At 70.1% G+C, this 25,610-nt stretch carries 16 protein-coding genes and 2 pseudogenes; 14 read left to right on the forward strand and 4 right to left on the reverse strand.

What is annotated here, in order from left to right:
* The first annotated feature begins 30 nt into the window (after nucleotides 1-30).
* The 4 genes from trpB to lgt all read left to right on the forward strand — a co-directional run bounded on the left by trpB (nucleotide 31) and on the right by lgt (nucleotide 4,014).
* The gene (trpB, locus tag H8R17_RS06320; protein WP_187822141.1) at nucleotides 31-1,317 is read left to right on the forward strand and encodes a tryptophan synthase subunit beta; all 1,287 of its coding nucleotides are present in this window, start codon (nucleotides 31-33) and stop codon (nucleotides 1,315-1,317) included.
* Entirely contained in the window at nucleotides 1,314-2,132 is an 819-nt protein-coding gene (gene trpA / locus H8R17_RS06325; protein WP_187822142.1) for a tryptophan synthase subunit alpha, read from the forward strand. Before trpB ends, trpA begins: the two co-directional genes overlap by 4 nt.
* Before the next feature lie 101 nt (nucleotides 2,133-2,233).
* Entirely contained in the window at nucleotides 2,234-3,010 is a 777-nt protein-coding gene (locus tag H8R17_RS06330) for a thioredoxin domain-containing protein (protein WP_187822143.1), read from the forward strand.
* A 95-nt stretch (nucleotides 3,011-3,105) separates the two neighbouring features.
* Nucleotides 3,106-4,014: a prolipoprotein diacylglyceryl transferase gene (lgt, locus tag H8R17_RS06335; protein WP_187822144.1), complete on the forward strand. Its 909-nt coding sequence runs from the start codon at nucleotides 3,106-3,108 to the stop codon at nucleotides 4,012-4,014.
* 305 nt (nucleotides 4,015-4,319) lie between these two features.
* Here lgt and H8R17_RS46420 read toward each other — a convergent pair.
* Nucleotides 4,320-4,893: pseudogene (locus tag H8R17_RS46420) on the reverse strand (ADP-ribosylglycohydrolase family protein); the annotation flags it as partial.
* A gap of 413 nt (nucleotides 4,894-5,306) precedes the next feature.
* Between H8R17_RS46420 and H8R17_RS06345 the strand changes: the two are divergent.
* From H8R17_RS06345 to H8R17_RS06365, 5 genes and pseudogenes are all read left to right on the forward strand, one after another.
* The gene (locus tag H8R17_RS06345) at nucleotides 5,307-6,038 is read left to right on the forward strand and encodes a VIT1/CCC1 transporter family protein (RefSeq protein ID WP_187822145.1); all 732 of its coding nucleotides are present in this window, start codon (nucleotides 5,307-5,309) and stop codon (nucleotides 6,036-6,038) included.
* 375 nt (nucleotides 6,039-6,413) lie between these two features.
* Nucleotides 6,414-11,036 carry a glutamate synthase large subunit gene (gene gltB, locus H8R17_RS06350; protein ID WP_187822273.1) on the forward strand — a complete coding sequence of 1,541 codons (4,623 nt, stop codon included), beginning with the start codon at nucleotides 6,414-6,416 and terminating at the stop codon, nucleotides 11,034-11,036.
* Nucleotides 11,029-12,492, forward strand: a complete 1,464-nt coding sequence (locus tag H8R17_RS06355; RefSeq protein WP_187822146.1) for a glutamate synthase subunit beta — start codon at nucleotides 11,029-11,031, stop codon at nucleotides 12,490-12,492. The genes gltB and H8R17_RS06355 overlap by 8 nt, the downstream gene beginning before the upstream one ends.
* A 243-nt stretch (nucleotides 12,493-12,735) precedes the next feature.
* Nucleotides 12,736-13,122: pseudogene (locus tag H8R17_RS06360) on the forward strand (VWA domain-containing protein).
* A gap of 285 nt (nucleotides 13,123-13,407) precedes the next feature.
* A complete protein-coding gene (locus tag H8R17_RS06365; protein ID WP_187822147.1) occupies nucleotides 13,408-15,060 on the forward strand; it encodes a cytochrome bc complex cytochrome b subunit in 1,653 nt (550 codons plus the stop codon).
* Between the two features lie 12 nt (nucleotides 15,061-15,072).
* Here the strand turns inward: H8R17_RS06365 and H8R17_RS06370 are convergent, their stop codons facing one another.
* Nucleotides 15,073-15,969, reverse strand: coding sequence for a hypothetical protein (locus H8R17_RS06370; RefSeq protein WP_187822148.1), 897 nt, complete (start codon nucleotides 15,967-15,969; stop codon nucleotides 15,073-15,075).
* A 122-nt stretch (nucleotides 15,970-16,091) separates the two neighbouring features.
* On the opposite strand from H8R17_RS06370, the gene H8R17_RS06375 reads away from it, so the two are divergent.
* The 3 genes from H8R17_RS06375 (at nucleotide 16,092) to pepN (ending at nucleotide 19,775) form a co-directional block, all read left to right on the forward strand.
* Complete coding sequence (locus tag H8R17_RS06375; protein WP_187822149.1) at nucleotides 16,092-16,442, forward strand: chorismate mutase; 351 nt, start codon at nucleotides 16,092-16,094, stop codon at nucleotides 16,440-16,442.
* A gap of 160 nt (nucleotides 16,443-16,602) precedes the next feature.
* Entirely contained in the window at nucleotides 16,603-17,220 is a 618-nt protein-coding gene (locus H8R17_RS06380) for a two-component system response regulator (protein ID WP_187822150.1), read from the forward strand.
* A 56-nt stretch (nucleotides 17,221-17,276) separates the two neighbouring features.
* Nucleotides 17,277-19,775, forward strand: coding sequence for an aminopeptidase N (gene pepN, locus H8R17_RS06385; protein WP_187822151.1), 2,499 nt, complete (start codon nucleotides 17,277-17,279; stop codon nucleotides 19,773-19,775).
* 740 nt (nucleotides 19,776-20,515) lie between these two features.
* Here pepN and H8R17_RS06390 read toward each other — a convergent pair.
* Nucleotides 20,516-22,315 carry a bifunctional UDP-sugar hydrolase/5'-nucleotidase gene (locus H8R17_RS06390; RefSeq protein WP_187822152.1) on the reverse strand — a complete coding sequence of 600 codons (1,800 nt, stop codon included), beginning with the start codon at nucleotides 22,313-22,315 and terminating at the stop codon, nucleotides 20,516-20,518.
* Nucleotides 22,316-22,491: 176 nt separating this feature from the next.
* Here H8R17_RS06390 and H8R17_RS06395 point away from each other — a divergent pair, with 176 nt between their 5' ends.
* Together H8R17_RS06395 and pyk are read left to right on the forward strand one after the other, a co-directional pair.
* Complete coding sequence (locus H8R17_RS06395; protein ID WP_187822153.1) at nucleotides 22,492-23,211, forward strand: SIMPL domain-containing protein; 720 nt, start codon at nucleotides 22,492-22,494, stop codon at nucleotides 23,209-23,211.
* Between the two features lie 132 nt (nucleotides 23,212-23,343).
* Nucleotides 23,344-24,780 carry a pyruvate kinase gene (gene pyk / locus H8R17_RS06400; RefSeq protein WP_187822154.1) on the forward strand — a complete coding sequence of 479 codons (1,437 nt, stop codon included), beginning with the start codon at nucleotides 23,344-23,346 and terminating at the stop codon, nucleotides 24,778-24,780.
* A gap of 12 nt (nucleotides 24,781-24,792) precedes the next feature.
* Here pyk and H8R17_RS06405 read toward each other — a convergent pair whose 3' ends face one another.
* Nucleotides 24,793-25,581 (reverse strand): helix-turn-helix domain-containing protein, encoded by a 789-nt coding sequence (locus H8R17_RS06405; RefSeq protein ID WP_187822155.1) that lies wholly within the window; start codon nucleotides 25,579-25,581, stop codon nucleotides 24,793-24,795.
* Nucleotides 25,582-25,610 lie beyond the last annotated feature (29 nt).

Below are 25,610 nucleotides of genomic sequence, written 5' to 3' on the forward strand. Positions count from 1 at the left end.
TTTTTCACACACTCACCGTGAGGTTTCCGCATGCCCAGCGAGTTCTTCATCCCTGACCCGGAGGGTCAAACCCCCAGTGCCGAAGGCTACTTCGGCGCGTTCGGCGGCAAGTTCATCCCGGAGGCACTCGTCGCCGCCGTGGACGAGGTAGCCGTCGAGTACGACAAGGCCAAGCACGACCCCGAGTTCGCCCGTGAGCTCGACGACCTGCTCATCAACTACACCGGCCGCCCGTCGGCGATCACCGAGGTGCCTCGTTTCGCCGCGGAAGCGGGCGGCGCGCGCGTCCTCCTCAAGCGCGAGGACCTCAACCACACCGGGTCCCACAAGATCAACAACGTGCTCGGCCAGGCACTGCTCACCAAGCGCATGGGAAAGACCCGCGTCATCGCCGAGACCGGCGCCGGCCAGCACGGCGTCGCCACCGCCACCGCCTGTGCCCTCTTCGGCCTCGAGTGCACGATCTACATGGGCGAGATCGACACCCGGCGCCAGGCTCTCAACGTGGCCCGCATGCGCATGCTCGGCGCCGAGGTCATCGCCGTGAAGTCCGGCAGCCGCACGCTGAAGGACGCGATCAACGAGGCCTTCCGCGACTGGGTCGCCAACGTCGACCACACGCACTACCTCTTCGGCACGGTCGCCGGACCGCACCCCTTCCCGGCCATGGTGCGCGACTTCCACCGCGTCATCGGCGTCGAGGCCCGCCGCCAGCTCCTGGAGCGCGCCGGCCGGCTGCCCGACGCCGCGATCGCCTGCGTCGGCGGCGGCTCCAACGCCATCGGCCTCTTCCACGCCTTCATCCCGGACGCGGACGTACGCCTCATCGGCTGCGAACCCGCCGGGCACGGCGTCGACAGCGGCGAGCACGCGGCGACCCTGACCGCCGGCGAGCCCGGCATCCTGCACGGCTCCCGGTCGTACGTCCTCCAGGACGACGAGGGCCAGATCACCGAGCCGTACTCGATCTCGGCCGGACTCGACTACCCGGGCATCGGCCCCGAACACTCCTACCTCAAGGACACCGGCCGCGCCGAGTACCGCGCCGTCACCGACGACGCCGCCATGCAGGCGCTGCGCCTGCTGTCGCGGACCGAGGGCATCATCCCGGCGATCGAGAGCGCCCACGCGCTGGCCGGAGCCCTGGAGGTCGGCCGGGAGCTGGGCGAGGACGGGCTGATCGTGGTCAACCTGTCCGGCCGCGGTGACAAGGACATGGACACCGCCGCCCGCTACTTCGGCCTGTACGACACCGACGCCGAGGTCGCCGCCGACGCCGACGGCGGCACCGCCGAGATCGAGGGGGACGCCAAGTGAGCGGGAACATCCAGCTGTTGACCGACTCCCTCGCCGCCGCGAAGGCGCAGGGACGCTCGGCTCTCATCGCCTACCTCCCGGCCGGGTTCCCGACCGTGGACGGCGGCATCGAGGCGATCAAGGCCGTGCTCGACGGCGGCGCCGACCTCATCGAGGTCGGCCTGCCGCACAGCGACCCCGTCCTCGACGGCCCGGTCATCCAGACCGCCGACGACATCGCCCTGCGCGGCGGCGTCCGGATCGCCGACGTCATGCGGACGGTTCGGGAGGCGCACCAGGCCACGGGCAAGCCGGTGCTCGTCATGACGTACTGGAATCCCATCGACCGCTACGGCGTCGAACGCTTCACCGCCGAACTGGCTCAGGCGGGCGGCGCGGGCTGCATCCTGCCCGACCTGCCGGTGCAGGAGGCGGCGCTGTGGCGCGAGCACGCCGAGAAGCACAGCCTCGCGACGGTCTTCGTCGTCGCGCCCAGCAGCAAGGACGAGCGGCTCGCCCAGATCACGGCGGCGGGCAGCGGCTTCGTCTACGCCGCCTCCCTCATGGGCGTCACCGGCACCCGCGAGACGGTCAGCTCGCAGGCCCAGGACCTGGTGGAACGCACCCGCGCCACCGGCACGGACCTGCCGGTTTGCGTCGGGCTCGGCGTCTCCAACGCCCAGCAGGCTGCCGAGGTGGCCCGCTTCTCCGACGGCGTGATCGTCGGTTCGGCGTTCGTCCGGCGGATGCTGGACGCCCCCGACGACGCGGCCGGCGTCGAGGCCGTCCGCGCGCTGGCGGGAGAGCTGGCGAAGGGCGTGCGCGGACAGGCGTGACCAGCCGGGCGTAACAAGTGAGGTGCTCATACCGGGTCCCTCGTACGGGTGGACCTGGGGCCGGGGAGGCACGGTGTGCCTCCCCGGTTCGTTTCCGGGGTGTGAGTGAGAAGAACCGTGAGGGAAAGTGGACCGCCCGGGAGCGGCTGGCGGTCGAGCGTGAGAAGCAGAAGACCGCGGAGAAGCGACGCCGTGCGCTGATCGTGGGCACGACCGTCGTCTGTGTGCTGGGGCTCGCGGCGGTGGTCGGCGTCGTCGCCGCCAACACCGGCAAGAACGACGGCGCAGCAAAGGCGGGCCAGGTCGTGGCGCCCTCGGGGGCGCAGGGCGAGGACGGCCTCGCCATCCCGGTCGGCAAGGCGAGCGCCAAGTCCAAGCTCACGGTCTGGGAGGACTTCCGCTGCCCGGCCTGCAAGGTCTTCGAGCAGGCGTACCGCTCGACGATCCACGAACTGACGAACGCCGGGCAGCTCAAGGTCGAGTACCACCTGGCCACGATCATCGACGGCAACATGCGCGGCACCGGCTCCCGCAACGCGGCCAACGCCGCCGCCTGCGCCCAGGACGCCGGAAAGTTCCCGGCGTACCACGACGTGCTCTACGACAACCAGCCGCCGGAGACCGAGGACGCCTTCGCCGACAAGAGCAGGCTCATCGAGCTGGCCGGCAAGGTCGACGGCCTCGACACCCCCGCGTTCCGCTCCTGCGTGGAGAACGGCACGCACAACAGCTGGGTCGAGAAGTCCAACGAGGCCTTCCAGAAGGCCGGCTTCCAAGGCACGCCCACCGTGTTGCTGGACGGCAAGAACATCTACCAGGACCAGTCGATGACACCGGCGAAGCTGAAGCAGATGGTGCAGGAGGCGAACAAAGGGTAAGGCCGTCCCGTAGGGCTTTCTCACACCCCTGTTATGGAGCCGTAGCCGGGCCGCCTGCCGTCGGCCCGGTTCGGCACGGTAGCGTCGACCTTGCCATGGAACTTGCCTACATTCCCAGCCCGTCGCGCGGGGTGATCCACCTCGGTCCCATTCCGCTGCGCGGCTATGCATTCTGCATCATCATCGGCGTCTTCGTTGCAGTCTGGCTCGGCAACAAGCGCTGGGTCGCCCGCGGCGGGCGGTCCGGCACGGTGGCCGACATCGCGGTCTGGGCCGTGCCGTTCGGCCTGGTCGGAGGCCGGCTCTACCACGTGATCACGGACTACGAGCTGTACTTCAGCGAGGGCCGTGACTGGGTGGACGCCTTCAAGATCTGGGAGGGCGGCCTCGGCATCTGGGGCGCGATCGCGCTCGGTGCGGTGGGCGCGTGGATCGGCTGCCGGCGCCGGGGCATCCCGCTGCCCGCGTGGGCCGACGCCCTTGCGCCGGGCATCGCCCTCGCGCAGGCGATCGGCCGCTGGGGCAACTGGTTCAACCAGGAGCTGTACGGCAAGCCGACCGATCTGCCGTGGGCGCTGGAGATCACCTCGTCGGCGGACGGGCGGGTTCCGGGCACGTACCAACCGACGTTCCTGTACGAGTCCCTGTGGTGCATCGGCGTCGCGTTCCTGGTGATCTGGGCCGACCGCCGCTTCAAGCTGGGGCATGGGCGGGCGTTCGCGCTGTACGTCGCCGCCTACTGCGCTGGTCGCGCCTGGATCGAGTACCTGCGTATTGATGATGCCCACCACATCCTGGGGCTGCGGTTGAACGTCTGGACCGCGATGATCGTGTTCCTGCTCGCGGTGGTGTATCTCGTGCTGTCGGCGAAGAAGCGGCCGGGGCGGGAGGCCGTTGTCGAACCCGGAGCGGAATCCTCTGACGGGGAAGCCCACGAGGAGACCAAGGACGGCGACGAGGATTCCGGCGCCAAGGATGGGGCCGAGTCCGCGAAGAAGACGTGACGGGTGGTTCTACGGCGATGAGGGCGTCCGGAGTTTTCCGGGCGCCCTCGGTGTGTCTCGGGGGGCATCACGTGCGCGCCGGACAGGGCGAGGGCGAGGGCCGCCGCCATCGCGCGGGCGCCGTGCACGCCGTAGCCGTCCTGGCGAGGCGCCCCCGGCACCAGCAGCTCCGCTATGTCCAGCACGTGATGCCCCGCCATGGTCGGCAGGCAACTCCCCCGCGCCGGACCGATCTTCGCGGCCCACTCCGCCGGAATGGCCGACACCCCCTGGGCCGCGCCCGCCAAGGCGCCCGCCACCCCGGCCGTCGTGTCGGCGTCGCGGCCCATGTTGACGGCCGTCAGGACGGACTGGGCGAAGTCGCCGTCGGCGGCCGCGTACGCGCCGAAGGCGAGGGCCACCGCCTCGGGGGCCAGGATCGGTCCAGGGGCAGCCGCCGATGACGACCGCGGAGCGGACCGCGCGTTCGCCCCGGTGGGCCACCGCTGCCGCTCTGCGCAGCGAGCGGGCCGTCCAGGAGTCGTCTGGGACCACCGCGAGCGCCGAGGCCACGACCGAGACCGTCGGCGCCCCGGCCATGGCCGCCGCGACGCCCGCGGCGACCGCCTGGCCGCCGTAGATGCCCTCGCCGTCGTGGCTGAGCGAGCCGTCGATCGCCACCAGGCTGGCCGCCTCGGCGGGGCGGCCAGCCGCGAAGACGCCGTAGGGTGCCGCGCGCATGGCCAGGCCGTCGATCCACGTGTGGCGGTGCTGCGCGGAGACGGGCGCGGCCAGGCCCCGGCGCAGGTTCTCCAGCGTGCCGCGCTCGCTGAAGCCCGCGCCCCCCGAAGGGGCCCTCGGCGCGGTCCGCGATCCACTCGTGCCAGGCCGCCTCGACATGGGCCGGGGTGCGGGCGGAGCCGTGCCGGGCCAGGAGCAGGCCCGAGAAGATCGCGTACTCGGTGCCGTCCGTGCCCGCGGGGTGCTCGGCCACGCCCTTGATGCGGCCCCAGCGGCGCGGATCTCCCCCGACGGCCCGGCCCAGCAGCGCGCCGCGCGCCCGTTCACGAAGTTCGGTGGCGTCCCCGGGCGCGGGGACCCAGGGGATGCAGGCGATCGATGCCACGCGGCCCAGCGTCACCCGGTCGACGTCGAAAAGTGCAGGTAAGCCCAGCCTTTCCTTGCTGGCGGGAAGGAAATTCGGAACCTAGATTGGGTGTTGTCGAAGAGTAGAAGTTGTCTAAACCGGCTTCTGAAGAAGTCACCTGAAGCGTCTGAAGAAGCTGCCCGAAGAACCTGTCTGGAGATCCGGCATGGCCATCATCGCCACCGATGCGGTACTGCACGAGGCGCACCGCGACAACCACACGCACCGGGACGTGAACGGTGGCTGGCTGCGCCCCGCGGTCTTCGGTGCGATGGACGGCCTGGTCTCCAACCTCGCCCTGATGACCGGCGTCGCGGGTGGATCGGCCAGTCAGCACGCCGTCGTCCTCAGCGGCTTCGCCGGGCTCGCCGCCGGCGCCTTCTCCATGGCCGCCGGCGAGTACACCTCGGTGGCCTCGCAGCGCGAGCTCGTCCAGGCCGAACTGGACGTGGAGCGCCGCGAGCTGAGAAAGCACCCGAAGGACGAGGAGGCCGAGCTCGCCGCCCTCTACCAGGCCAGAGGCGTCGAGCCGAAGCTGGCCCGCGAGGTCGCCCGGCAGTTGTCCGAGGATCCCGAGCAGGCCCTCGAAATACACGCCCGCGAGGAGCTGGGCATAGACCCCGGCGACCTGCCCTCGCCGCTCGTCGCCGCGGTGTCGAGCTTCGGGTCCTTCGCGCTGGGCGCGCTGGTTCCCGTACTGCCGTACCTGCTGGGCGCGAACTCCCTGTGGCCGGCCGTGCTGCTGGCGCTGATCGGGCTCTTCGCGTCCGGTGCCGTGGTGGCCAAGGTGACGGCGCGCACCTGGTGGTTCAGCGGGCTGCGGCAGCTCACGCTCGGAGGAGCCGCGGCCGGTGTGACGTACGCCCTGGGCACTCTGTTCGGAACCGCCGTAGGATAGCTGAGCACGCACTTATGTGAGGGGCCGCATAAGTAGCCGTTACTCGCTGGTTTCGATTGCTTAACCACGGGGCATGAGCCGTAAGCGCTGTGGGCAATGAGGCCTGACGCGCACCCGTGGGGTGGGCGACGACGCTCCCCCCGCTCCTCCGGGGCGACGGACATCGATCTGTCCGGATCGTCCCCCGCATACCTCCGCCGCCAAGGGCGGGCCTCTGCCGTGTACCCCCGCGCGGCGTCCGCATGTTGGAACGGAATATCCCGGTTCCCGAGAACCGCTCCATCATGTAACCTGCACGAAATTTTGCACTCCGCAGAGGGCCAACGTCGTCCCTCGGCAATCTGCATATGCCACATGACGACGACGGGAGAGCCGATGCGTACGCCGCGCCAGCCGTCCCAGCACTCCGTGAATGGCCAGAACTGGTCGTTCATGGATGCTCGCCCTGCTGCGCAGGGTATGTACGACCCCCGCAACGAGCACGACGCCTGTGGTGTCGGTTTCGTGGCCACCCTCACCGGCGAGGCGAGCCATGCGCTGGTCGAGCAGGCGCTGACGGTGCTGCGCAACCTGGAGCACCGGGGTGCCACCGGCTCCGAGCCCGACTCGGGTGACGGCGCGGGCATCCTCTCCCAGGTGCCGGACGGCTTCTTCCGCGAGGTGGCCGGATTCGAGCTGCCCGAGGCCGGTGCGTACGCCGTCGGCAACGCCTTCCTGCCGGAGGACTCCGCCGCCGACGCCGTCTCGCGGATCGAGACGATCGCCGCGGAGGAGGGCCTGACGGTCCTCGGCTGGCGTGACGTGCCCGTCGCCCCCGAACTGCTGGGCGCCACCGCCCGGTCGACGATGCCCGCCTTCCGGCAGATCTTCGTCAGCGACGGCATCGCGGAGCCTTCGACGGATATCGACCTCGACCGCAAGGCCTTCGTGCTGCGCAAGCGCGCCGAGCGCGAGGCCGGCGTCTACTTCCCGTCGCTGTCGGCCCGCACGATCGTCTACAAGGGCATGCTGACCACCGGCCAGCTGGAGCCCTTCTTCCCGGACCTGTCCGACCGCCGTTTCGCCTCCGCGATCGCGCTCGTGCACTCCCGGTTCTCCACGAACACGTTCCCGTCGTGGCCGCTGGCCCACCCGTACCGCTTCGTCGCACACAACGGCGAGATCAACACGGTCATGGGCAACCGCAACTGGATGCGGGCCCGCGAGTCCCAGCTGATCTCCGAGCTGTTCGGCGAGAGCAGGGACGGCAAGGATCTCGCGCGCGTCTTCCCGATCTGCACCCCGGACGCCTCCGACTCCGCCTCCTTCGACGAGGTGCTGGAACTGCTGCACCTCGGCGGGCGCTCCCTGCCGCACTCCGTGCTGATGATGATCCCGGAGGCGTGGGAGAACCACGACTCGATGGACCCGGCCCGCCGCGCTTTCTACCAGTACCACTCCAAGCTGATGGAGCCCTGGGACGGCCCGGCCTGCGTCACCTTCACCGACGGCACCCAGGTCGGCGCCGTGCTCGACCGCAACGGCCTGCGCCCCGGCCGCTACTGGGTCACCGACGACGGCCTCGTCGTCCTCGGCTCCGAGGTCGGCGTCCTCGACATCGACCCCGCGAAGGTCGTCCGCAAGGGCCGCCTCCAGCCCGGCCGCATGTTCCTCGTGGACACCGCCGAGCACCGCATCATCGAGGACGACGAGATCAAGTCCCAGCTCGCCGCCGAGAACCCGTACGCGCAGTGGCTGGAAACCGGCGAGATCGAGCTGGGCGATCTGCCCGAGCGCGAGCACATCGTGCACACGCACGCCTCGGTCACCCGCCGCCAGCAGACCTTCGGCTACACCGAGGAGGAGCTGCGCGTCATCCTCGCCCCGATGGCCAAGGCCGCCGCCGAGCCGATCGGCTCGATGGGTACGGACAGCCCGATCGCGGCCCTCTCCGACCGTCCGCGGCTGCTCTTCGACTACTTCACCCAGCTGTTCGCCCAGGTCACCAACCCGCCGCTGGACGCCATCCGCGAGGAACTGGTCACCTCCCTGCGCTCCTGGCTGGGCCCGGAGGGCAATCTGCTGGAGCCGACGGCCGCGTCCTGCCGCAGTGTCGCGCTGCCCTTCCCGGTCATCGACAACGACGAGCTGGCCAAGCTCATCCACATCAACGCCGACGGCGACATGCCCGGCTTCAAGGCCGCGACCCTGTCCGGCCTGTACCGGGTGCACGGCGGCGGCGAGGCGCTGGCCGCGCGCATCGAGGAGATCTGCGCCGAGGCCGACGCCGCGATAGAGAACGGCGCCCGCCTGATCGTCCTGTCCGACCGCCACTCGGACGCCGAGCACGCGCCGATCCCGTCGCTGCTGCTCACCGCGGCCGTCCACCACCACCTCATCCGCACCAAACAGCGCACCCAGGTGGGCCTGCTGGTCGAGGCCGGCGACGTCCGCGAGGTCCACCACGTCGCCCTGCTCATCGGCTACGGCGCGGCGGCCGTGAACCCGTACCTGGCGATGGAGTCCGTCGAGGACCTGGTCCGCGCGGGCACCTTCCTGCCGGGCATCGAGCCCGAGAAGGCCATCAAGAACCTGATCTACGCGCTCGGCAAGGGCGTCCTGAAGGTCATGTCCAAGATGGGCATCTCCACCGTCGCCTCCTACCGCGGCGCCCAGGTCTTCGAGGCCGTCGGCCTCGACGAGATCTTCGTCGACAAGTACTTCCACGGCACGGCCACCAAGATCGGCGGCGTCGGCATCGACGTCATCGCCAAGGAGGTCGCCGCCCGGCACGCCAAGGCATACCCCGCCTCCGGCATCGCTCCCGCGCACCGCGCGCTGGACATCGGCGGCGAGTACCAGTGGCGCCGCGAGGGCGAGCCGCACCTGTTCGACCCGGAGACGGTCTTCCGCCTCCAGCACTCCACGCGCACCGGCCGCTACGACATCTTCAAGAAGTACACCGAGCGCGTGAACGAGCAGTCCGAGCGCCTGATGACGCTGCGCGGCCTGTTCGGCTTCAAGTCCGGTATCCATGGCCGCAAGCCGGTCCCGATCGAGGAGGTCGAGCCCGCCTCCGAGATCGTCAAGCGCTTCTCGACCGGCGCCATGTCGTACGGCTCCATCTCCCAGGAGGCGCACGAGACCCTCGCCATCGCCATGAACCAGCTGGGCGGCAAGTCCAACACCGGTGAGGGCGGCGAGGACCCGGAGCGCCTGTACGACCCGGCGCGCCGGTCGTCGATCAAGCAGGTGGCCTCGGGCCGGTTCGGCGTGACCTCCGAGTACCTGGTCAACTCGGATGACATCCAGATCAAGATGGCCCAGGGCGCCAAGCCCGGCGAGGGCGGCCAGCTGCCCGGCCACAAGGTCTACCCGTGGGTGGCGAAGACCCGTCACTCGACGCCGGGTGTCGGCCTCATCTCGCCGCCGCCGCACCACGACATCTACTCCATCGAGGACCTGGCCCAGCTGATCCACGACCTGAAGAACGCGAACCCGCAGGCGCGGATTCACGTCAAGCTGGTCTCGGAGGTCGGCGTCGGCACGGTCGCGGCCGGTGTGTCGAAGGCGCACGCGGACGTCGTCCTCATCTCGGGTCACGACGGAGGCACGGGTGCCTCCCCGCTCACCTCCCTGAAGCACGCGGGCGGTCCCTGGGAGCTCGGCCTCGCCGAGACCCAGCAGACGCTGCTGCTCAACGGCCTGCGCGACCGGATCGTCGTACAGACCGACGGCCAGCTGAAGACCGGCCGTGACGTGGTCATCGCCGCGCTGCTCGGCGCAGAGGAGTTCGGTTTCGCGACCGCGCCGCTCGTCGTCTCCGGCTGCGTCATGATGCGCGTCTGCCACCTGGACACCTGCCCGGTCGGCATCGCCACGCAGAACCCGACCCTCAGGGACCGGTTCTCCGGCAAGGCCGAGTACGTCGTGAACTACTTCCGGTTCATCGCCGAGGAGGTCCGCGAGCTCCTCGCCGAACTGGGCTTCCGCTCCATCGAGGAGGCCGTCGGCCACGCCGAGACCCTCGACGTGACCCGCGCGGTCGACCACTGGAAGGCGCAGGGCCTGGACCTGGCCCCGCTGTTCCACGTGCCCGACCTGCCCGACGGCGCGGTGCGCCACCAGGTGATCGCCCAGGACCACGGCCTGGAGAAGGCACTCGACAACGAGCTGATCAAGCTCGCCGCCGACGCGCTCGCCGCCTCCAGCGCCGCAGACGCGCAGCCGGTGCGCGCCCAGGTCACGATCCGCAACATCAATCGCACGGTCGGCACGATGCTCGGCCACGAGGTGACGAAGAAGTTCGGCGGTGCGGGCCTGCCCGACGACACCATCGACATCACCTTCACCGGCTCCGCGGGCCAGTCCTTCGGCGCCTTCGTGCCGCGCGGTGTCACACTGCGCCTGGAGGGCGACGCCAACGACTACGTCGGCAAGGGCCTCTCGGGCGGCCGTGTGATCGTCCGTCCGGACCGGAACGCCGACCACCTCGCCGAGTACTCGACGATCGCGGGCAACACGCTCGCGTACGGCGCGACCGGCGGCGAGATGTTCCTGCGCGGCAAGGTCGGCGAGCGGTTCTGCGTGCGCAACTCCGGCGCGCTGGTCGTCTCCGAGGGCGTGGGCGACCACGGCTGCGAGTACATGACGGGCGGTCACGCGGTCGTGCTCGGCGAGACGGGCCGCAACTTCGCGGCCGGCATGTCGGGCGGTATCGCGTACGTCATCGACCTGGACCCGGACAATGTCAACGCCGGCAACGTGAACGCGGTCGAGGCACTCGACGACACCGACAAGCAGTGGCTGCACGACGTGGTCCGCCGCCACCAGGAGGAGACCGGCTCCACGGTCGCCGAGAAGCTCCTGGCCGAGTGGGACACGGCCGTCGAGCGCTTCAGCAAGATCATTCCCAGCACGTACAAGGCAGTGGTCGCCGCCAAGGACGCCGCCGAGCGGGCCGGTCTCTCCGAGTCGGAGACCCACGAGAAGATGATGGAGGCGGCGATCAATGGCTGACCCGAAGGGCTTTCTGAACCACGGCCGTGAGGTCGCCAAGTCCCGCCCGGTCGAGGAGCGCGTCGAGGACTGGAACGAGGTCTACGTCCCCGGCTCGCTGCTGCCGGTCATCTCCAAGCAGGCTTCTCGCTGCATGGACTGCGGCATCCCGTTCTGCCACAACGGCTGCCCGCTGGGGAACCTGATCCCCGAGTGGAACGACTACGCCTACCGCGAGGACTGGGCCGCCGCCTCGGAGCGCCTGCACGCGACGAACAACTTCCCGGAGTTCACGGGCAGGCTCTGCCCCGCTCCGTGCGAGTCGGCCTGCGTGCTCGGCATCAACCAGCCGGCGGTCACCATCAAGAACGTCGAGGTCTCGATCATCGACAAGGCGTGGGAGACCGGGGACGTCGCCCCGCAGATCCCGGAGCGCCTGTCCGGCAAGACGGTCGCGGTGATCGGCTCGGGCCCGGCGGGCCTGGCGGCGGCGCAGCAGCTGACGCGCGCCGGTCACACGGTGGCGGTGTACGAGCGGGCCGACCGCGTCGGCGGCCTCCTCCGCTACGGCATCCCCGAGTTCAAGATGGAGAAGCGGCACATCAACCGCCGTATCGAGCAGATGCGCGCGGAGGGCACCCGCTTCCGCACGGGCATCGAGATCGGCCGCGACCTGAAGGCGACGGACCTGAAGAAGCGGTACGACGCGGTCGTGCTGGCCGTCGGCGCCACGACCGCCCGTGACCTGCCGGTCCCCGGCCGCGAGCTCACGGGCATCTACCAGGCCATGGAGTACCTGCCCCTGGCCAACAAGGTGCAGGAGGGCGACTACGTCACCCCGCCGATCTCGGCCGAGGGCAAGCACGTCGTCGTGATCGGCGGCGGCGACACCGGCGCGGACTGCGTGGGCACCGCCCACCGCCAGGGCGCGGCGTCGGTGACCCAGCTGGAGATCATGCCCCGCCCCGGCGACGAGCGGAACCCGCTCGCCCAGCCCTGGCCGACCTTCCCGATGCTCTACAAGGTCACGTCGGCACACGAGGAGGGCGGCGAGCGGATCTACTCCGTCTCGACCACCCACTTCGAGGGCGACGAGGACGGCAACGTCCAGTGGCTGCACCTCACCGAGGTCGAGTTCGTCGACGGAAAGCTGACCCAGAAGCCGGGCACGGAGCGCAAGATCCCCGCTCAGCTGGTGACGCTGGCCATGGGCTTCACCGGTACGGACCGCGAGAACGGCCTCGTGGACCAGTTCGGCCTGGACCTCGACGAGCGCGCCAACATCGCCCGCGACGCCGACTTCCAGACCAACGTGCCCGGCGTGTTCGTCGCCGGTGACGCCGGCCGCGGCCAGTCCCTGATCGTGTGGGCGATCGCCGAGGGCCGCTCGGCGGCACGCGGCGTGGACCGCTTCCTGACCGGCGCGAGCGACCTGCCGGCGCCGATCCGCCCGACGGACCGCGCGCTGATGGTCTGACACCCGCTCCCCATACGTCCCGTACAACGGCGTACGGAACACCAGACGGCGCCTGCCCCCTTATCCCCGACCGGACGACCGGGCAGGCGCCGCCGCATGTCTCAGGAGATTTTGTACGTCTCCTGGTGTCCTGGGCCGTGCGGAAGACCGGGCGCCCGCCCCCCGCCTTCCAGGCCGCCGGGAAGCCGGGGTCGCCGCTCTGCCGTACCCTCAGGGCCATCCTGATGGCCGAGGGGGAGCCATATGGCCGCGATCAGTCTCAGCAAGGTCGAAGAGAGCGCGCCCGCGCTGGTCGGTCTGTACAAGAGCGCCAGGGTGTCGCTGGCCAGGCACGGGCTGGACGGAGAGGGCCGCGGTCTACCTGGCCGACCATCAGGGGCGGATCGATCGGATCGTCGGCGGCCTCGGGCACATGGGCCGGACCAACTACCACCTGGCGATGACGCCGTGATCGACCACTACCTCGACAGCGAGGCGCAGGACCCCGCCCTCGTCGTCTTCCAGACCGACGGCGGACCGAGCAGCAGGCCCCTCACGGACCGGCTGGTGGGCGAGTTCCCGCAGTGGCTGGCGGCCGCACGTGCCCTGGGGATCGTCCGGCCGGCCCCCCTCACGCGGCCGGCTGCTTGAACCGGTCCTCGGCGAGGGCGACTTCGAGAGCGCCCATGTTCTCCGTCAGGTGGGCGGGGGGAGAAGGCTCCCGGGAGGGGGAGCACGTTGGGGGCGCGGTGCAGGACAGGCCAGGGCGGTCGGGAAGCAGCCGTACGGCATCGAGGAGCGCATCGCCCGCCGGCGGAATCCCGGCGGTCGCTCGGGCGCCTGCTCGCCCCGTTGGCTCAGCCGCGCCTGTTCTCCCGTTGGCCTGGCCGCACCGCCGTGCAACCCTGGGGGAGATCCGACGGGAGGCGACGACGTATGGACGGCGACGGCGCACGACCGGTGAACGAGACGGCGGGAGCCACCCGCGGCGAGGCCCCCGGCCGGGGCGAGAAGGTCGCCGACTGGGCCGACGGACGGCTCGGCATCTACGCGCTGGCCAAGTCCCAGATGCGCAAGGTCTTCCCGGACCACTGGTCGTTCATGCTGGGCGAGGTCTGCCTCTACAGCTTCCTCGTCCTGATCCTCACCGGCGTCTACCTGACGCTCTTCTTCGAACCGAGCAGCGCCGAGGTCGTCTACGACGGCTCCTACACGCCCCTCAACGGCGTGGTCATGACCAGGGCGTTCGAGTCCACGCTGGACATCACCTTCGACGTGCGCGGCGGGCTGCTGATCCGGCAGATCCACCACTGGGCGGCGCTGGTCTTCGTCGTCGGCATGCTGGCGCACATGATGCGGGTGTTTTTCACCGGCGCCTTCCGCAAGCCGCGCGAGCTGAACTGGCTGTTCGGCTGGACCCTGCTCATGCTCGGCATCATCACCGGCCTGACCGGCTACTCGCTCCCCGACGACCTGCTCTCCGGCACCGGCGTCCGCTTCGCGCAGGGCGCCATCCTGTCGGTCCCGATCGTGGGGACGTACCTGTCGTTCTTCCTCTTCGGCGGGGAGTTCCCGGGGGACGACATCATCGCCCGGCTCTACCCGGTCCACATCCTGCTGCTGCCCGGGATCATGCTCGGCCTCGTGGCCGCGCACCTGATCCTGGTCTTCTACCACAAGCACACCCAGTACCCGGGGCCCGGCCGGAACGAGAAGTCGGTCGTCGGGATGCCCTTCCTGCCCGTGTACATGGCCAAGGCGGGCGGCTTCTTCTTCCTCGTCTTCGGCGTGCTGGCGCTGATGGGCGGGATCGCCCAGATCAACCCCGTGTGGGCGTACGGCCCCTACCGCCCGGACCTGGTCACCACCGGCGCCCAGCCCGACTGGTACCTCGGCTTCTCCGAGGGACTGATCCGGGTGATGCCCGGATGGGAGATCAACCTGTGGGGGCACACGCTGGCGCTGGGCGTGTTCATCCCGTTCGCCCTGTTCCCGCTGGTCATGCTCGCCATCGCCGTCTATCCGTTCATCGAGGCGTGGATCACCGGCGACAGACGCGAGCACCACATCCTGGACCGGCCGCGCAACGCGCCCGTGCGCACCGGGCTCGGCGTGGCCTGGCTGAGCCTGTACGGGGTGCTGCTGATCGGCGGCGGCAACGACATCGTGGCCACCCATCTGCACCTGTCCATCAACGCGATCACCTGGTTCGTGCGGATCGCCGTCTTCGTGGTGCCCGTCATCGCCTTCTCCGTCACCAAACGGATCTGTCTCGCCCTGCAGCGCCGCGACCGGGCCAAGGTGCTGCACGGGCGGGAGACCGGCACGATCAAACGACTGCCGCACGGCGAGTTCATCGAGATCCACGAGCCCGTCTCGCGGGGCCAGCTGTTCACCCTCACCCAGCACGAGCAGAACCCGCCGTACGAACTCGGCCCCCTGGTCGACGCGGGCGGCGTCCGCCGCAGGGCCAGGCCGTCCCAGCGCCTGCGCGCCCGCCTCGCGAAGGCCATGTTCGGCCCGAAGACGCGGATCCAGAAGCCGACGGTGGAGGAGTTCCGGGAGCTCACGCGCGGGGATCACCACTGATGAACCGCCGGCCTACGTGTCGCACTCCAACACCCTCCGGCACAACCCGCACCGCGCCCGCACCCGCCCCCGCACCGGCACCCTGATCCGCTGGTGGCAGGTCGGGCACGGGAAGGACACCCGGAGAGGCCCGTGCCCGTCGGGGGTGAAGGCGTACGGGACGCCGGGACGGGGACCACCGACGTGGTGGTCCTGGGCGTGCCGGCGGTCGCGGGCGTAGCGGCGGCGGCCCGCCCAGCCGGCCGCGGTGAGCGGCGGCTGCTGCTCGTCACGGCGGGCCAGCGCCATGCCCTTGACGTACGCCGTGTAGGCCTGCGGGCTCGTGAACCACACCGAGGGGTCCTCGCCGAACACCAGCGCCCGCTTCGCCAGCACGTACCCGAACTCCTCCGGAGTGAGATAGCCGAGCTTCTGCGACGACGCCGCGTCCTCCCGGTAGGCGTCCAGCAGCAGCCAGCCCGCGCCCAGGTACGTCGTCGCCGTGTCGGTGAGGATCTCGTTGTCCCGCGTGCCCAGGAAGGACAGGTCGAGGCGGTGCAGGTAGACGTGCATCACCTCGTGGGCCAGGGCCGCGCCGATGTCCCGCCGATGCGTGCGGAAGCGGTCGTTCAGCTCGACGAAGTACTCCGGCCCGGCGGCGAGTTCGACGTTCGCCGCGTGCGTCATCTTCCGGAAACTGACGACCAGCCGGGCGTCCGGCAGCCGGTAGTGCCGCACCAGCTCCCGGGCCACGCGCTGGGCGCCCAGATACAGGTCGTCGGTGTCGCAGAACGCCACGTCGGCCGGGGGCACGCTGGTCGCGAACGTGTGGACGGTGTCGTACGACAGCCGTTTGTACAGCGCGGTGATCGAGGCCCGCACCATGTCCAGGTGCGGGTAGCCGTGCTCGACCGGTCCGTCGTTCGCCACGCCTGTACCCCCAAGACGCCGACCCCGATACCACTCTACGAGGATCCGCGCGGAATCTCCCCGGCCGGATTCCGGCTCCACCCCATGATCGACCGCCCGCCCGCCCCGTAGGCTGAACCTTCATGACCACCAGCAACACCGGAACCGACGACGTCGACCCCGCTGTCCGCGAGGAGCTCGCCCGGCTGCGCGAGAGCATCGACAACATCGACGCGGCCGTCGTGCACATGCTCGCCGAGCGTTTCAAGTGCACCCAGCAGGTCGGCCACCTCAAGGCCCGGCACCGGATGCCGCCCGCCGACCCGGTCCGCGAGGCCCGGCAGATCGCCCGGCTGCGGACGCTCGCCGAGAGCGCCCGGCTCGACCCGGCGTTCGCCGAGAAGTTCCTGAACTTCATCGTGGCCGAGGTGATCCGCCACCACGAGCGCATCGCGGACGAGGCGGTGAACGGCTCGGCACCCACCGCGGGCTGACCCTGGGCTCGACGGACGCCCCGGGGAGTGACAGGTACGTGTGCACGGTGCATGCTGTGCTGCGCTGTGCACGCGTTGTCAGGTGACAGGTACTCACTGTCAGTGCCCGGACGTACGCTGGTTGTCCGTCTCGTCGTCCAGAGGAAGGGGGCGCTGGGCCATGCCGCCGGATGCCAGGATCCTCATCGTCGACGACCACAGGGACACGCTGTACGCACTGGAGAGTGCCCTGGCCCCGCTGGGCTACCTGCTGGGCCGGGCCACCAGCGGCGACGAGGCGCTCAAGCAGGTGCTGCGCGGCCGGGTCGGCCTGCTGCTCCTCGACGTCCGTATACCCGGCGTCAACGGCCTGGACGTGGTGCGCTACATGCGGCGCCTGGAGCAGACCCAGCACATACCGGTCCTCCTGCTCACCGGCTTCGGCTCCGACCAGGCGCTCGCCTCCGCCGCCTTCGGCCTCGGCGTCGCCGACCTCGTGATGAAGCCCGTCGACCCCTGGACGCTGCGCACCAAGGTCCGCTATCTGTACGACGCCCACCAGTGCCGGCTGGGCCTGGAGCGGGAGGTCCGCGAGCTGCGCGCCCGGCTCGCCGAGCACACCGACCCCGCAGGTCACACCCAGCACACGGGGACCAGTGCCCCGCCACCGCGGCCCGCCCTGCCGCACCCCGACGCCCACGTCCCGTACCAGCGGCCCAAGGGGGCGCACGCCGGGGAGCTCGGACCGGCCGGGGGGCTCGAAAAAGACCGAACACAGGACGCGTACGACCGGACATAGCTCACGAACCGATCCGCCCCTGTGCCGGGTCGGCACCATCAGGCAGCATGGCCTGCATGTCCGTACTGACGCGCGACGAAGCGCAAGCCCGAGCAGAGCTCCTCGACGTCCACCACTACGCGGTCGAACTCGATCTGACCACCGGGGACGAGACCTTCGACTCCAACACCGTGATCAGGTTCACCAGTCGCGGGGACCACAAGGGCACGGACACCTTCGTCGAGATCAAGCCCGCCGAGCTGCGCTCCGTCACCCTCGACGGACAGCCCCTCGACGCGGAGACCCTGGACGAGAACCGGCTGCCGCTGAAGAACCTCACCGCAGGCGAGCACGAACTGCGCGTCGCCGCGGCCATGCGCTACTCCCGCACCGGCGAGGGCATGCACCGCTTCACCGACCCCAGCGACGGCGAGACCTACGTCTACACCCAGCTGTTCATGGCGGACGTCCAGCGCGTATTCGCCGCCTTCGACCAGCCCGACCTGAAGGCCGTCTTCGACCTGTCGGTCACGGCCCCGGAGGGCTGGACCGTCCTCTCCAACGGCGTCACCGAACACATCGGGGACGGCCGGTGGGAAGCCGCCGCCACCCCGCTGATCTCCACCTACCTGGTCGCCGTCGCCGCCGGCCCCTGGCACTCGGTGCGCACCGAACACCGCGGCCTGCCTTTCGGCCTGCACTGCCGCCGCTCCCTCGCCCCGTACCTGGACGAGGACGCCGACGAACTGCTCGACGTCACGCGCGCGTGCTTCGACCGCTACCACGAGAAGTTCGAGGAGCCCTACCCCTTCGACTCCTACGACCAGGCGTTCGTCCCCGAGTTCAACGCGGGCGCCATGGAGAACCCCGGACTGGTCACCTTCCGCGACGAGTTCGTCTACCGCTCCGCCGTCACCGACGCCGAACGGCAGCTCCGTGCCGTGGTCGTCGGCCACGAGATGGCCCACATGTGGTTCGGCGACCTCGTCACCCTCAAGTGGTGGGACGACATCTGGCTGAACGAGTCCTTCGCCGAGTACATGGGCTACCAGATCGTCGACGAGGCCTGCCGCTTCCTCGGCACCTGGACCGACTTCGGCGTCTCCCGCAAGGCCTGGGGATACGACGCCGACCAGCGCACCTCCACCCACCCGGTCGCCCCCGAGGCCGTCGAGGACACCGCCTCCGCGCTGCTCAACTTCGACGGCATCTCCTACGCCAAGGGCGCCTCCGCGCTGCGCCAGCTGGTCACCTGGCTCGGCGAGAAGGACTTCCTCGCCGGCATCAACGCCCACTTCGCCCGGCACCGGTTCGGCAACGCCACCCTCGCCGACTTCATCGACTCCCTGGCCGGCGCCACCGAACGCGACGTCCACGCCTGGGCCGACGCCTGGCTGCGCACCACCGGCGTCGACACGCTCCGCCCCCGCGTCACGCGCTGCGGCGGCAACGGCACGTACACGCTCACCGTGGAGCGCACCGGCAGCCGCCCGCACCGCATCGCCGTCGGCCTGTACGACCGCGACCTCACCGACGAGGGCCGGCTCACCCTGCGCGAGCGGATCGACCTCGACCTGCCGCAGGGCGAGGCGCAACCCATCGGCAAGCGCCCGGCGCTGCTGCTGCTCAACGACCGCGACTTCAGTTACGCCAAGGTCCGCTTCGACCCCGAGTCCTTCGAGGCGGTGCGCGCTGACCTGGCCGGCCTGCCGGACCCGCTGACCCGCGCGGTCGTGTGGAACGCGCTGCGCGACGCGGTCCGCGACGGCGAACTCGCGCCCGCCGCCTACCTGGAGACCGCCCGCGCCCACCTCCCGCACGAGACGGACCTCGCGCTCGTCCAGGGCGTGCTCGCCTTCGCCCGCGTCCACATCGCCGACCAGTACATCGGGCCCGAGGACCGGCCCGCCGCCCGGTCCACTCTCACCGCCCTGTGCCGCGACCTCATCCGCCGCACCGAGGACGGTGACCACCCCGGGCTGCGCCTGATCGCCGTACGCCACTTCATCGACACCGCCAACCAGCCCGACACGGTCGCCGCGTGGCTCGCCGACGGCATCGTGCCCGGCGGCCCCGAACTCGACCCCGAGCTGCGCTGGCGCATCCTGGGCCGGCTCGCCGTGCTCGGCGCCACCGACGAGGCCGCCATCGCCGCCGAGCTGGCACGCGATCCGAGTGCCACCGGCCAGGAGGGCGCCGCTCGCTGCCGGGCCGCGCTGCCCGACCCCGAGGCCAAGCGCCGCGCCTGGGAGGCGATGTTCGCCTCCGACGACCTCTCCAACTACCTGTTCACAGCCACCGCCCAGGGCTTCTGGCAGCCCGAACAGGCCGACCTGGTAGGGGAGTACGTGCCGCGCTTCTTCGCGGACGCGGTCGCCGTCGCCGCCCGCCGCGGCCCCGCCATGGCCGACGCCGCCGGCCGCTGGGCGTTCCCCGTCCACGCCGTCGACGCCGGCACCCTGCGGCTGGGCGAGGAGTGCCTGCGCGACAACGAGCCGACCCCGCAGCTGCGCCGCCGCCTGCTCGACCAACTCGACGACCTGGCACGGGCCTTGCGGGTGCGGGAGGCGTCGTAGGCCCACCGGTACCACCGGGAACGTCGGCCGCGGGCGACTTCAAGGGCTGACCCTCGGGGGCCCGCCCCGCCAGACGCACCGGCCGCAGCGGCATCGACCCGGCGACCGACACCGCCCTGGGTTCGCCGGGTCCACGACCGTCACCGTCCCGCCCGGAGAGGAGATCGTCAGCGACCCCGTCGAACGGCCCGTGACCGCCGGCGAGGAACTCTCCCTCAGCCTCTACCTGCCGGGCGACACCGGCCTGACCACATACAGCGCCGTCCCGTACGACATCGGCCACGCCGCCCCCGGCAACCGGCTCACCGACGCGACCCTGGACGGCGCCGAGGAGCTGACCACCGGCCACTTCGTCACCGGCCTCGACGTCCTGGCCCCGCGGGGCACCCGCATCGCCGTGGCCTTCGGGGACTCCTGGATCGAGGGCATGAACACCACGCCCGGGCACCGGCAACACCATCCCGGCCCTGCTGGACGCCCGCCTCACCGGCGGCTGGATCGTCAACCAGGGCATCTCCGGCAACCGCCTGCTCACCGACGGGATCGGCGAGCACCACCTCGCCCGCGCCGAACGCAGCCACCCCTTCGACGCGGTCGCCGACATCGCCGCCGCCGTCGCGGACCCGGACCGGCCCGACCGGACCCGCGAGGAGTTCAACAGCGGCGACGGCCTGCACCTCAACGACGCCGGCGCGCAGGCCGCCGCCGACGCCGTCGACGTCACCCCGTTCAAGCTGTGATCAGAACACGGGCGTGCCGTTCCGGGTCAGCTTCCAGTCCACCGACGCGAAGTCCTCCGGGGCGAGCACACCCTTCGCGGTCACCCACTCCGCGATCCGGGTGCGGATCTCCGTCGACTCCGACCACAGCTCCTTGGCCGAGGCCACGTGCGGGAACGCGCCGCCGCCGTTCGCGCGGTAGTTGTTCACCGCGAACACGAACTGCCGGTCATCCGCCAGTGCGGCGCCGTTGTACGTGAGATTCCTGATCCGCGCACCGGCCGGCTGCGCGATGTCGATGTCGTACGAAAGGCCGGACACGTAGTCGTAGTTGTAGTCGGGGCGGCCGTTCGCATTCGTCAGCCTGTCCACGTCGACCGGCGCGTCCTGCGCCGTCCGCGCGAAGTACTCCGCCGAGTACTCCAGGTACGCCTTGAGCTGCGCCCCCGTCATCAGCTTCGCGACCAGCGTGTTGTCGTACACGTACAGGCTCGACAGGTCCCGGATCGTCACCTCCCCGGCCGGGATCTGCGAGGTGCGCGAGAACGGCGACGCCTGCGAGAGCACCGGCAGCGACGCGTACTCGGTGCCCGCAAGGGCCGCCTTGACGACATCCTCCTGCACCTTGGTGATCAGGTCGATGATCGGGGCGTCCTTGTAGCGGGCGTCGGCCGTCGTCAGGGTCTCGGTGGCGGTGCCGACGACCTGGTTGACGTACGCGACAACCTTCTCGTGCTCGTCCGTCAGCAACCTGGTGATCCTCGGGTCGTCGGCGACCGTGTTCGAGTTGAGCACCGAGGCGGCGACCGACTCGACGTGCCAGCGGCCCCTGCTGAAAGCGAGCTCGATGTCGAACAGCGACAGCCGCTCCGCGTAGGCCAGCGGCTCCGACAGGACGACCGTCCTCCCGGTCTTCTCGTTGGTGACCTTCAGCTCCGGGATCTCCACGTGCGCGTGCCCCACGAGGATCGCGTCGATGTCCGGCACCTGCTGCGCGACCAGCGCGGCCGAGTTCTCGACATACGGCAGCTGGTCACCGTAGGAGGAGGTGCCCGAGGAGCCGGAGTGCGCCGAGACGATCACCACGTCCGCGCCCATCGACTTGAGCTTGGGCACCCACTTCGCCGCCTGCTCCTCAAGGCCCGGGAAGGTCAACTTGCCCTGCACATAGGCCTTGTCCCAGATCGCGATGCCCGGATTGGTCAGACCGAGGACGGCCACCTTCACCGGCGGGGCTCCCTTCACATGGAACTTCCTGATGAAGTACGGCGGGAAGGCCGGCTTCAGCGTCCTCGCGTCCAGCGCGTTCGCGCCGAGCAGCGGGAAGTCGCACTGCGCCTCGAATCTGCGCAGCGTCTCGATGCCGTAGTTGAACTCGTGGTTGCCGAGCGCCGCGGCGTCGTAGCCGATCGCGTTCATCGCCTGCGCCATCGGGTGCACCGGGCCGCCCTCGGCGGTGATCGGGTCGACCTTCGCGTAGTAGTACGTCAGCGGCGTGCCCTGGATCGTGTCGCCCGCGTCGATCAGCAGCGTGTTGCGCCGGCCCCGCTCCGCGCGGACCCGCTGGACCAGGGCCGAGATCCGGGCCAGACCCTGCGCGTTGCCCTGGGCGTCGGTGTACTCCGCGTCCTTGAAGTAGTCCCAGTTGAAGACGTGGCCGTGCAGGTCGGTGGTGCCCAGGACGGTCACGGAGTACCGCTTGGCCCTTTTACCCCGGGCCTCCGCCGCGTGCGCCGCCGGAGCCGTCGCCGCGCCCGCGACCGCCACCCCCGCTCCGGTCGCGGCCGACTTCTTCAGGAACTTGCGGCGGTTCAACGGCATGTCTGCTGCTCCTCGGGGACTCGGCTGACTTGGCGGAAGGTTTGGACAAGGTCAACAACGCGCGTAGATTCTGACCCGTCCATGACCGCCGCAACAGATCCCGCAGGTTTCGATCTGGTGACCGACGCCGTCAACCACAGGCCGCCAACCAGGTAAGACGTGACAGAGTGGGGCGTATGACCGCGCCCCTCGGAGACGAAATCCAGCCCGCCGTCCCGTACGGCACCCCCGACGCCCCCAGGATCGCCGTCCGCGGCGAGGCCCGGTTCGAAGTCGACCCCGAGATCGCCCGCATCGGCGTCACCGTCAGCGCCCGCGGGCGCGACCGGCGCTCCGCCCTCGACGACCTCACCCGCCGCAACGCCGCCGTCCTCGACCTGGTGAAGTCGTACGGCGAGGCCGTGGAGCGCCTGGAGACCGGCGCCTTCTCCATCACGCCCGAGCTGACCAAGCACGGCCGCGGCGAACGCGTCCGCACCTATCACGGGAGCGTGCACGTCACCGCCGAGCTCACCGACTTCACCGCCCTCGGCGAACTCACCACCCGATTGGCCGACTTGGAACTGACCCGCGTCGACGGCCCGTGGTGGGCGCTGCGCCCCGACTCGCCGGCGCACCGGGAGGTCCGGCAGAAGGCGGTGCGCGAAGCGGTGCAGCGCGCCCGCGAATACGCCGAGGCGCTGGGCACCTCACTGGCCGCGCTGGTCGAACTGGCCGACATCGGCGCCGAGAACGCCGCCCTCGACCATCCGCAGCAACCCGGCCGGATGCGCTCGATGTCCCGTGCCGCGGCCGCCGAGGACATGGCAGCAGCCCCGCTCGACCTCGAACCACAGCGTCAGCGGGTCTTCGCCCAGGTGAACGCGCGCTTCACGATGACGCCGCCGCGTCTGTAGGAAACACCTCGCACGCTCATCAGAGCACCCCGGCGCACAATTCAACACTTGTCAACAACTCTTCACGCAAAGTCTGTTGAGCGGCCACGCGGGACCAATTCTCTACCCGCGAGTAAGCCCTAGGCTCGCCTCATGCGCCGAGCGAAGATCGTCTGTACCTTGGGGCCCGCCACCGACTCGTACGACCAGATCAAGGCACTGGTCGACGCCGGAATGGACATCGCCCGACTCAACCTCAGCCACGGCAGCCACGCCGAGCACGAGGAGCGCTACGAACGTGTGCGGAAGGCCTCCGACGAGACCGGCCGCAGCGTCGGCATCCTCGCGGACCTTCAGGGCCCGAAGATCCGGCTCGGTCGTTTCGCCGAAGGACCCGTACTCCTTGAACGCGGCGACTCCTTCACCGTCACCGTCGAGGAGAGCGTCGAAGGCGACCGCCAGACCTGCGCCACGACCTACGCGGGCCTCGCCGACGACGTCACCCCCGGCGAGCGCATCCTCGTCGACGACGGCAAGGTATGCCTGGAGGTCACCGCCGTCGACGGTCCCCGCGTCCACACCACGGTCGTCGAGGGCGGCGTGATCTCCGACCATAAGGGCCTGAACCTGCCCGGCGTCGCGGTGTCCGTACCCGCCCTGTCGGAGAAGGACGAGGCCGACCTGCGCTGGGCGCTGCGCACCGGCTTCGACGTGATCGCGCTGTCCTTCGTGCGCAGCGGCGGCGACATCGAGGACGTCCACCGGATCATGGACGAGGAGAGCCGCCGCCTCCCCGTCATCGCCAAGATCGAGAAGCCGCAGGCCGTCGAGCACATCGACGACATCGTCGCCGCCTTCGACGGCATCATGGTCGCCCGCGGCGACCTCGGCGTAGAAATGCCGCTGGAGCAGGTGCCGATCGTCCAGAAGCGCGCCATCAAACTCGCCAAGCGCAACGCCAAGCCGGTCATCGTGGCGACCCAGATGCTCGACTCGATGATCGACAACTCCCGCCCGACACGCGCGGAGGCCTCGGACGTCGCCAACGCGGTCATCGACGGCACCGACGCGGTGATGCTGTCCGGCGAGACCAGCGTCGGCAAACACGCCGTCGAGACCGTGTGCACGATGGCCCGGATCGTCGAGGCCGCCGAGGAGGACATCCTCGCCAAGGGCCTCCCCCCGCTGACGGAGACCAACAAGCCCCGCACCCAGGGCGGCGCGGTCGCACGCGCGGCGGCGGAGATGGGCGACTTCCTGGGCGCCAGGTTCCTCGTCGCCTTCACCCAGTCAGGCGACACGGCCCGCCGCCTGTCCCGCTACCGCTCGCCCATCCCGCTGCTCGCCTTCACACCGGAGCCGGCGACACGTTCGCAGCTGAGCCTCACGTGGGGCGTCGAGACCTTCCTCGGTCCGCACGCCGGCTCCACGGACGCGATGGTCGACCAGGTGGATGAGCTGCTCCTGCAGTACGGCCGCTGCCAGAAGGGCGACACGGTGGTCATCACGGCGGGCTCGCCTCCTGGGGTGTCGGGCACGACGAACATGGTGCGCGTCCATCACATCGGGGAGGACGACAGCTCCAAGTGACCAGGGGCGGGGTCAGTGTTTGGGGCCTACGTGGAGGTCCATGAGGGCTACGGAGGCTTTGCGGGCGACGGAGATGTTGTACGGGTTGCCGTTTCGGGTGCAGTGCGTCCAGTCGATGCCGAGCTTGTCGAGGGTGTCGGTGCAGAGCGTCCTGATGTCGTCCGACTTGTTGGCGAAGAAGTAACGCGGGTACTCATAGCGCTTGCGCTCACCGGCGACCATACGGGTCGTCCAGTTGGTGATGCGGCAGCCGTCGGAGTGGATGAGGCCGCGGATGAACTCCCAGGGATGAGCGTCGACGATTTCCTGTTGCCAGGGTTCGAGGGCGATGCGGCGCTCGTGCTTCTTGCCGGGGCCGTGCTGGGGGAAGAGGCAGTGCAGGTGCCTGGAGTAGACCTTCACGTTGCGGCAGCCGGTCTTGCGGACGCGGCAGACGGAGTTGCCGGGGAAGACCGCGCGCATGGCCTCCTCGCAGTCGTCCATGAGGCCGGGCCATGATTCGGTACAGCTGATCATGAGATTGGGCACGAGATGCCCGGAGTAATGGCTGATGTGGCCATCGCCGAGATAGAGGCCGAGTAAATAGGCGTAGGCGGGCTCGTCAAGGCGTCGCCCGTCGCATCTTGGGCACTTGGGATCATGCCTTCCGGGACACTCGCCGCGTTTGGCTCGGTCTGTGTGCTTCCAGTAGGCGATAGTCCCCTTCGGTACGTTGAGCTTCCGGGCCACGTCCGCGTTCTTCGCGCCGCTGCGTAGCAGGGTGAGGGCCTTCTGTCGCACTTCAGTGCCATGGAAGTTCATGCGGCCACTCTGAGTTACTGATCGTGGCC

It is taken from the genome of Streptomyces sp. TRM68367 (genome assembly GCF_014495685.1).
In the GTDB taxonomy this organism is placed as follows: domain Bacteria; phylum Actinomycetota; class Actinomycetes; order Streptomycetales; family Streptomycetaceae; genus Streptomyces.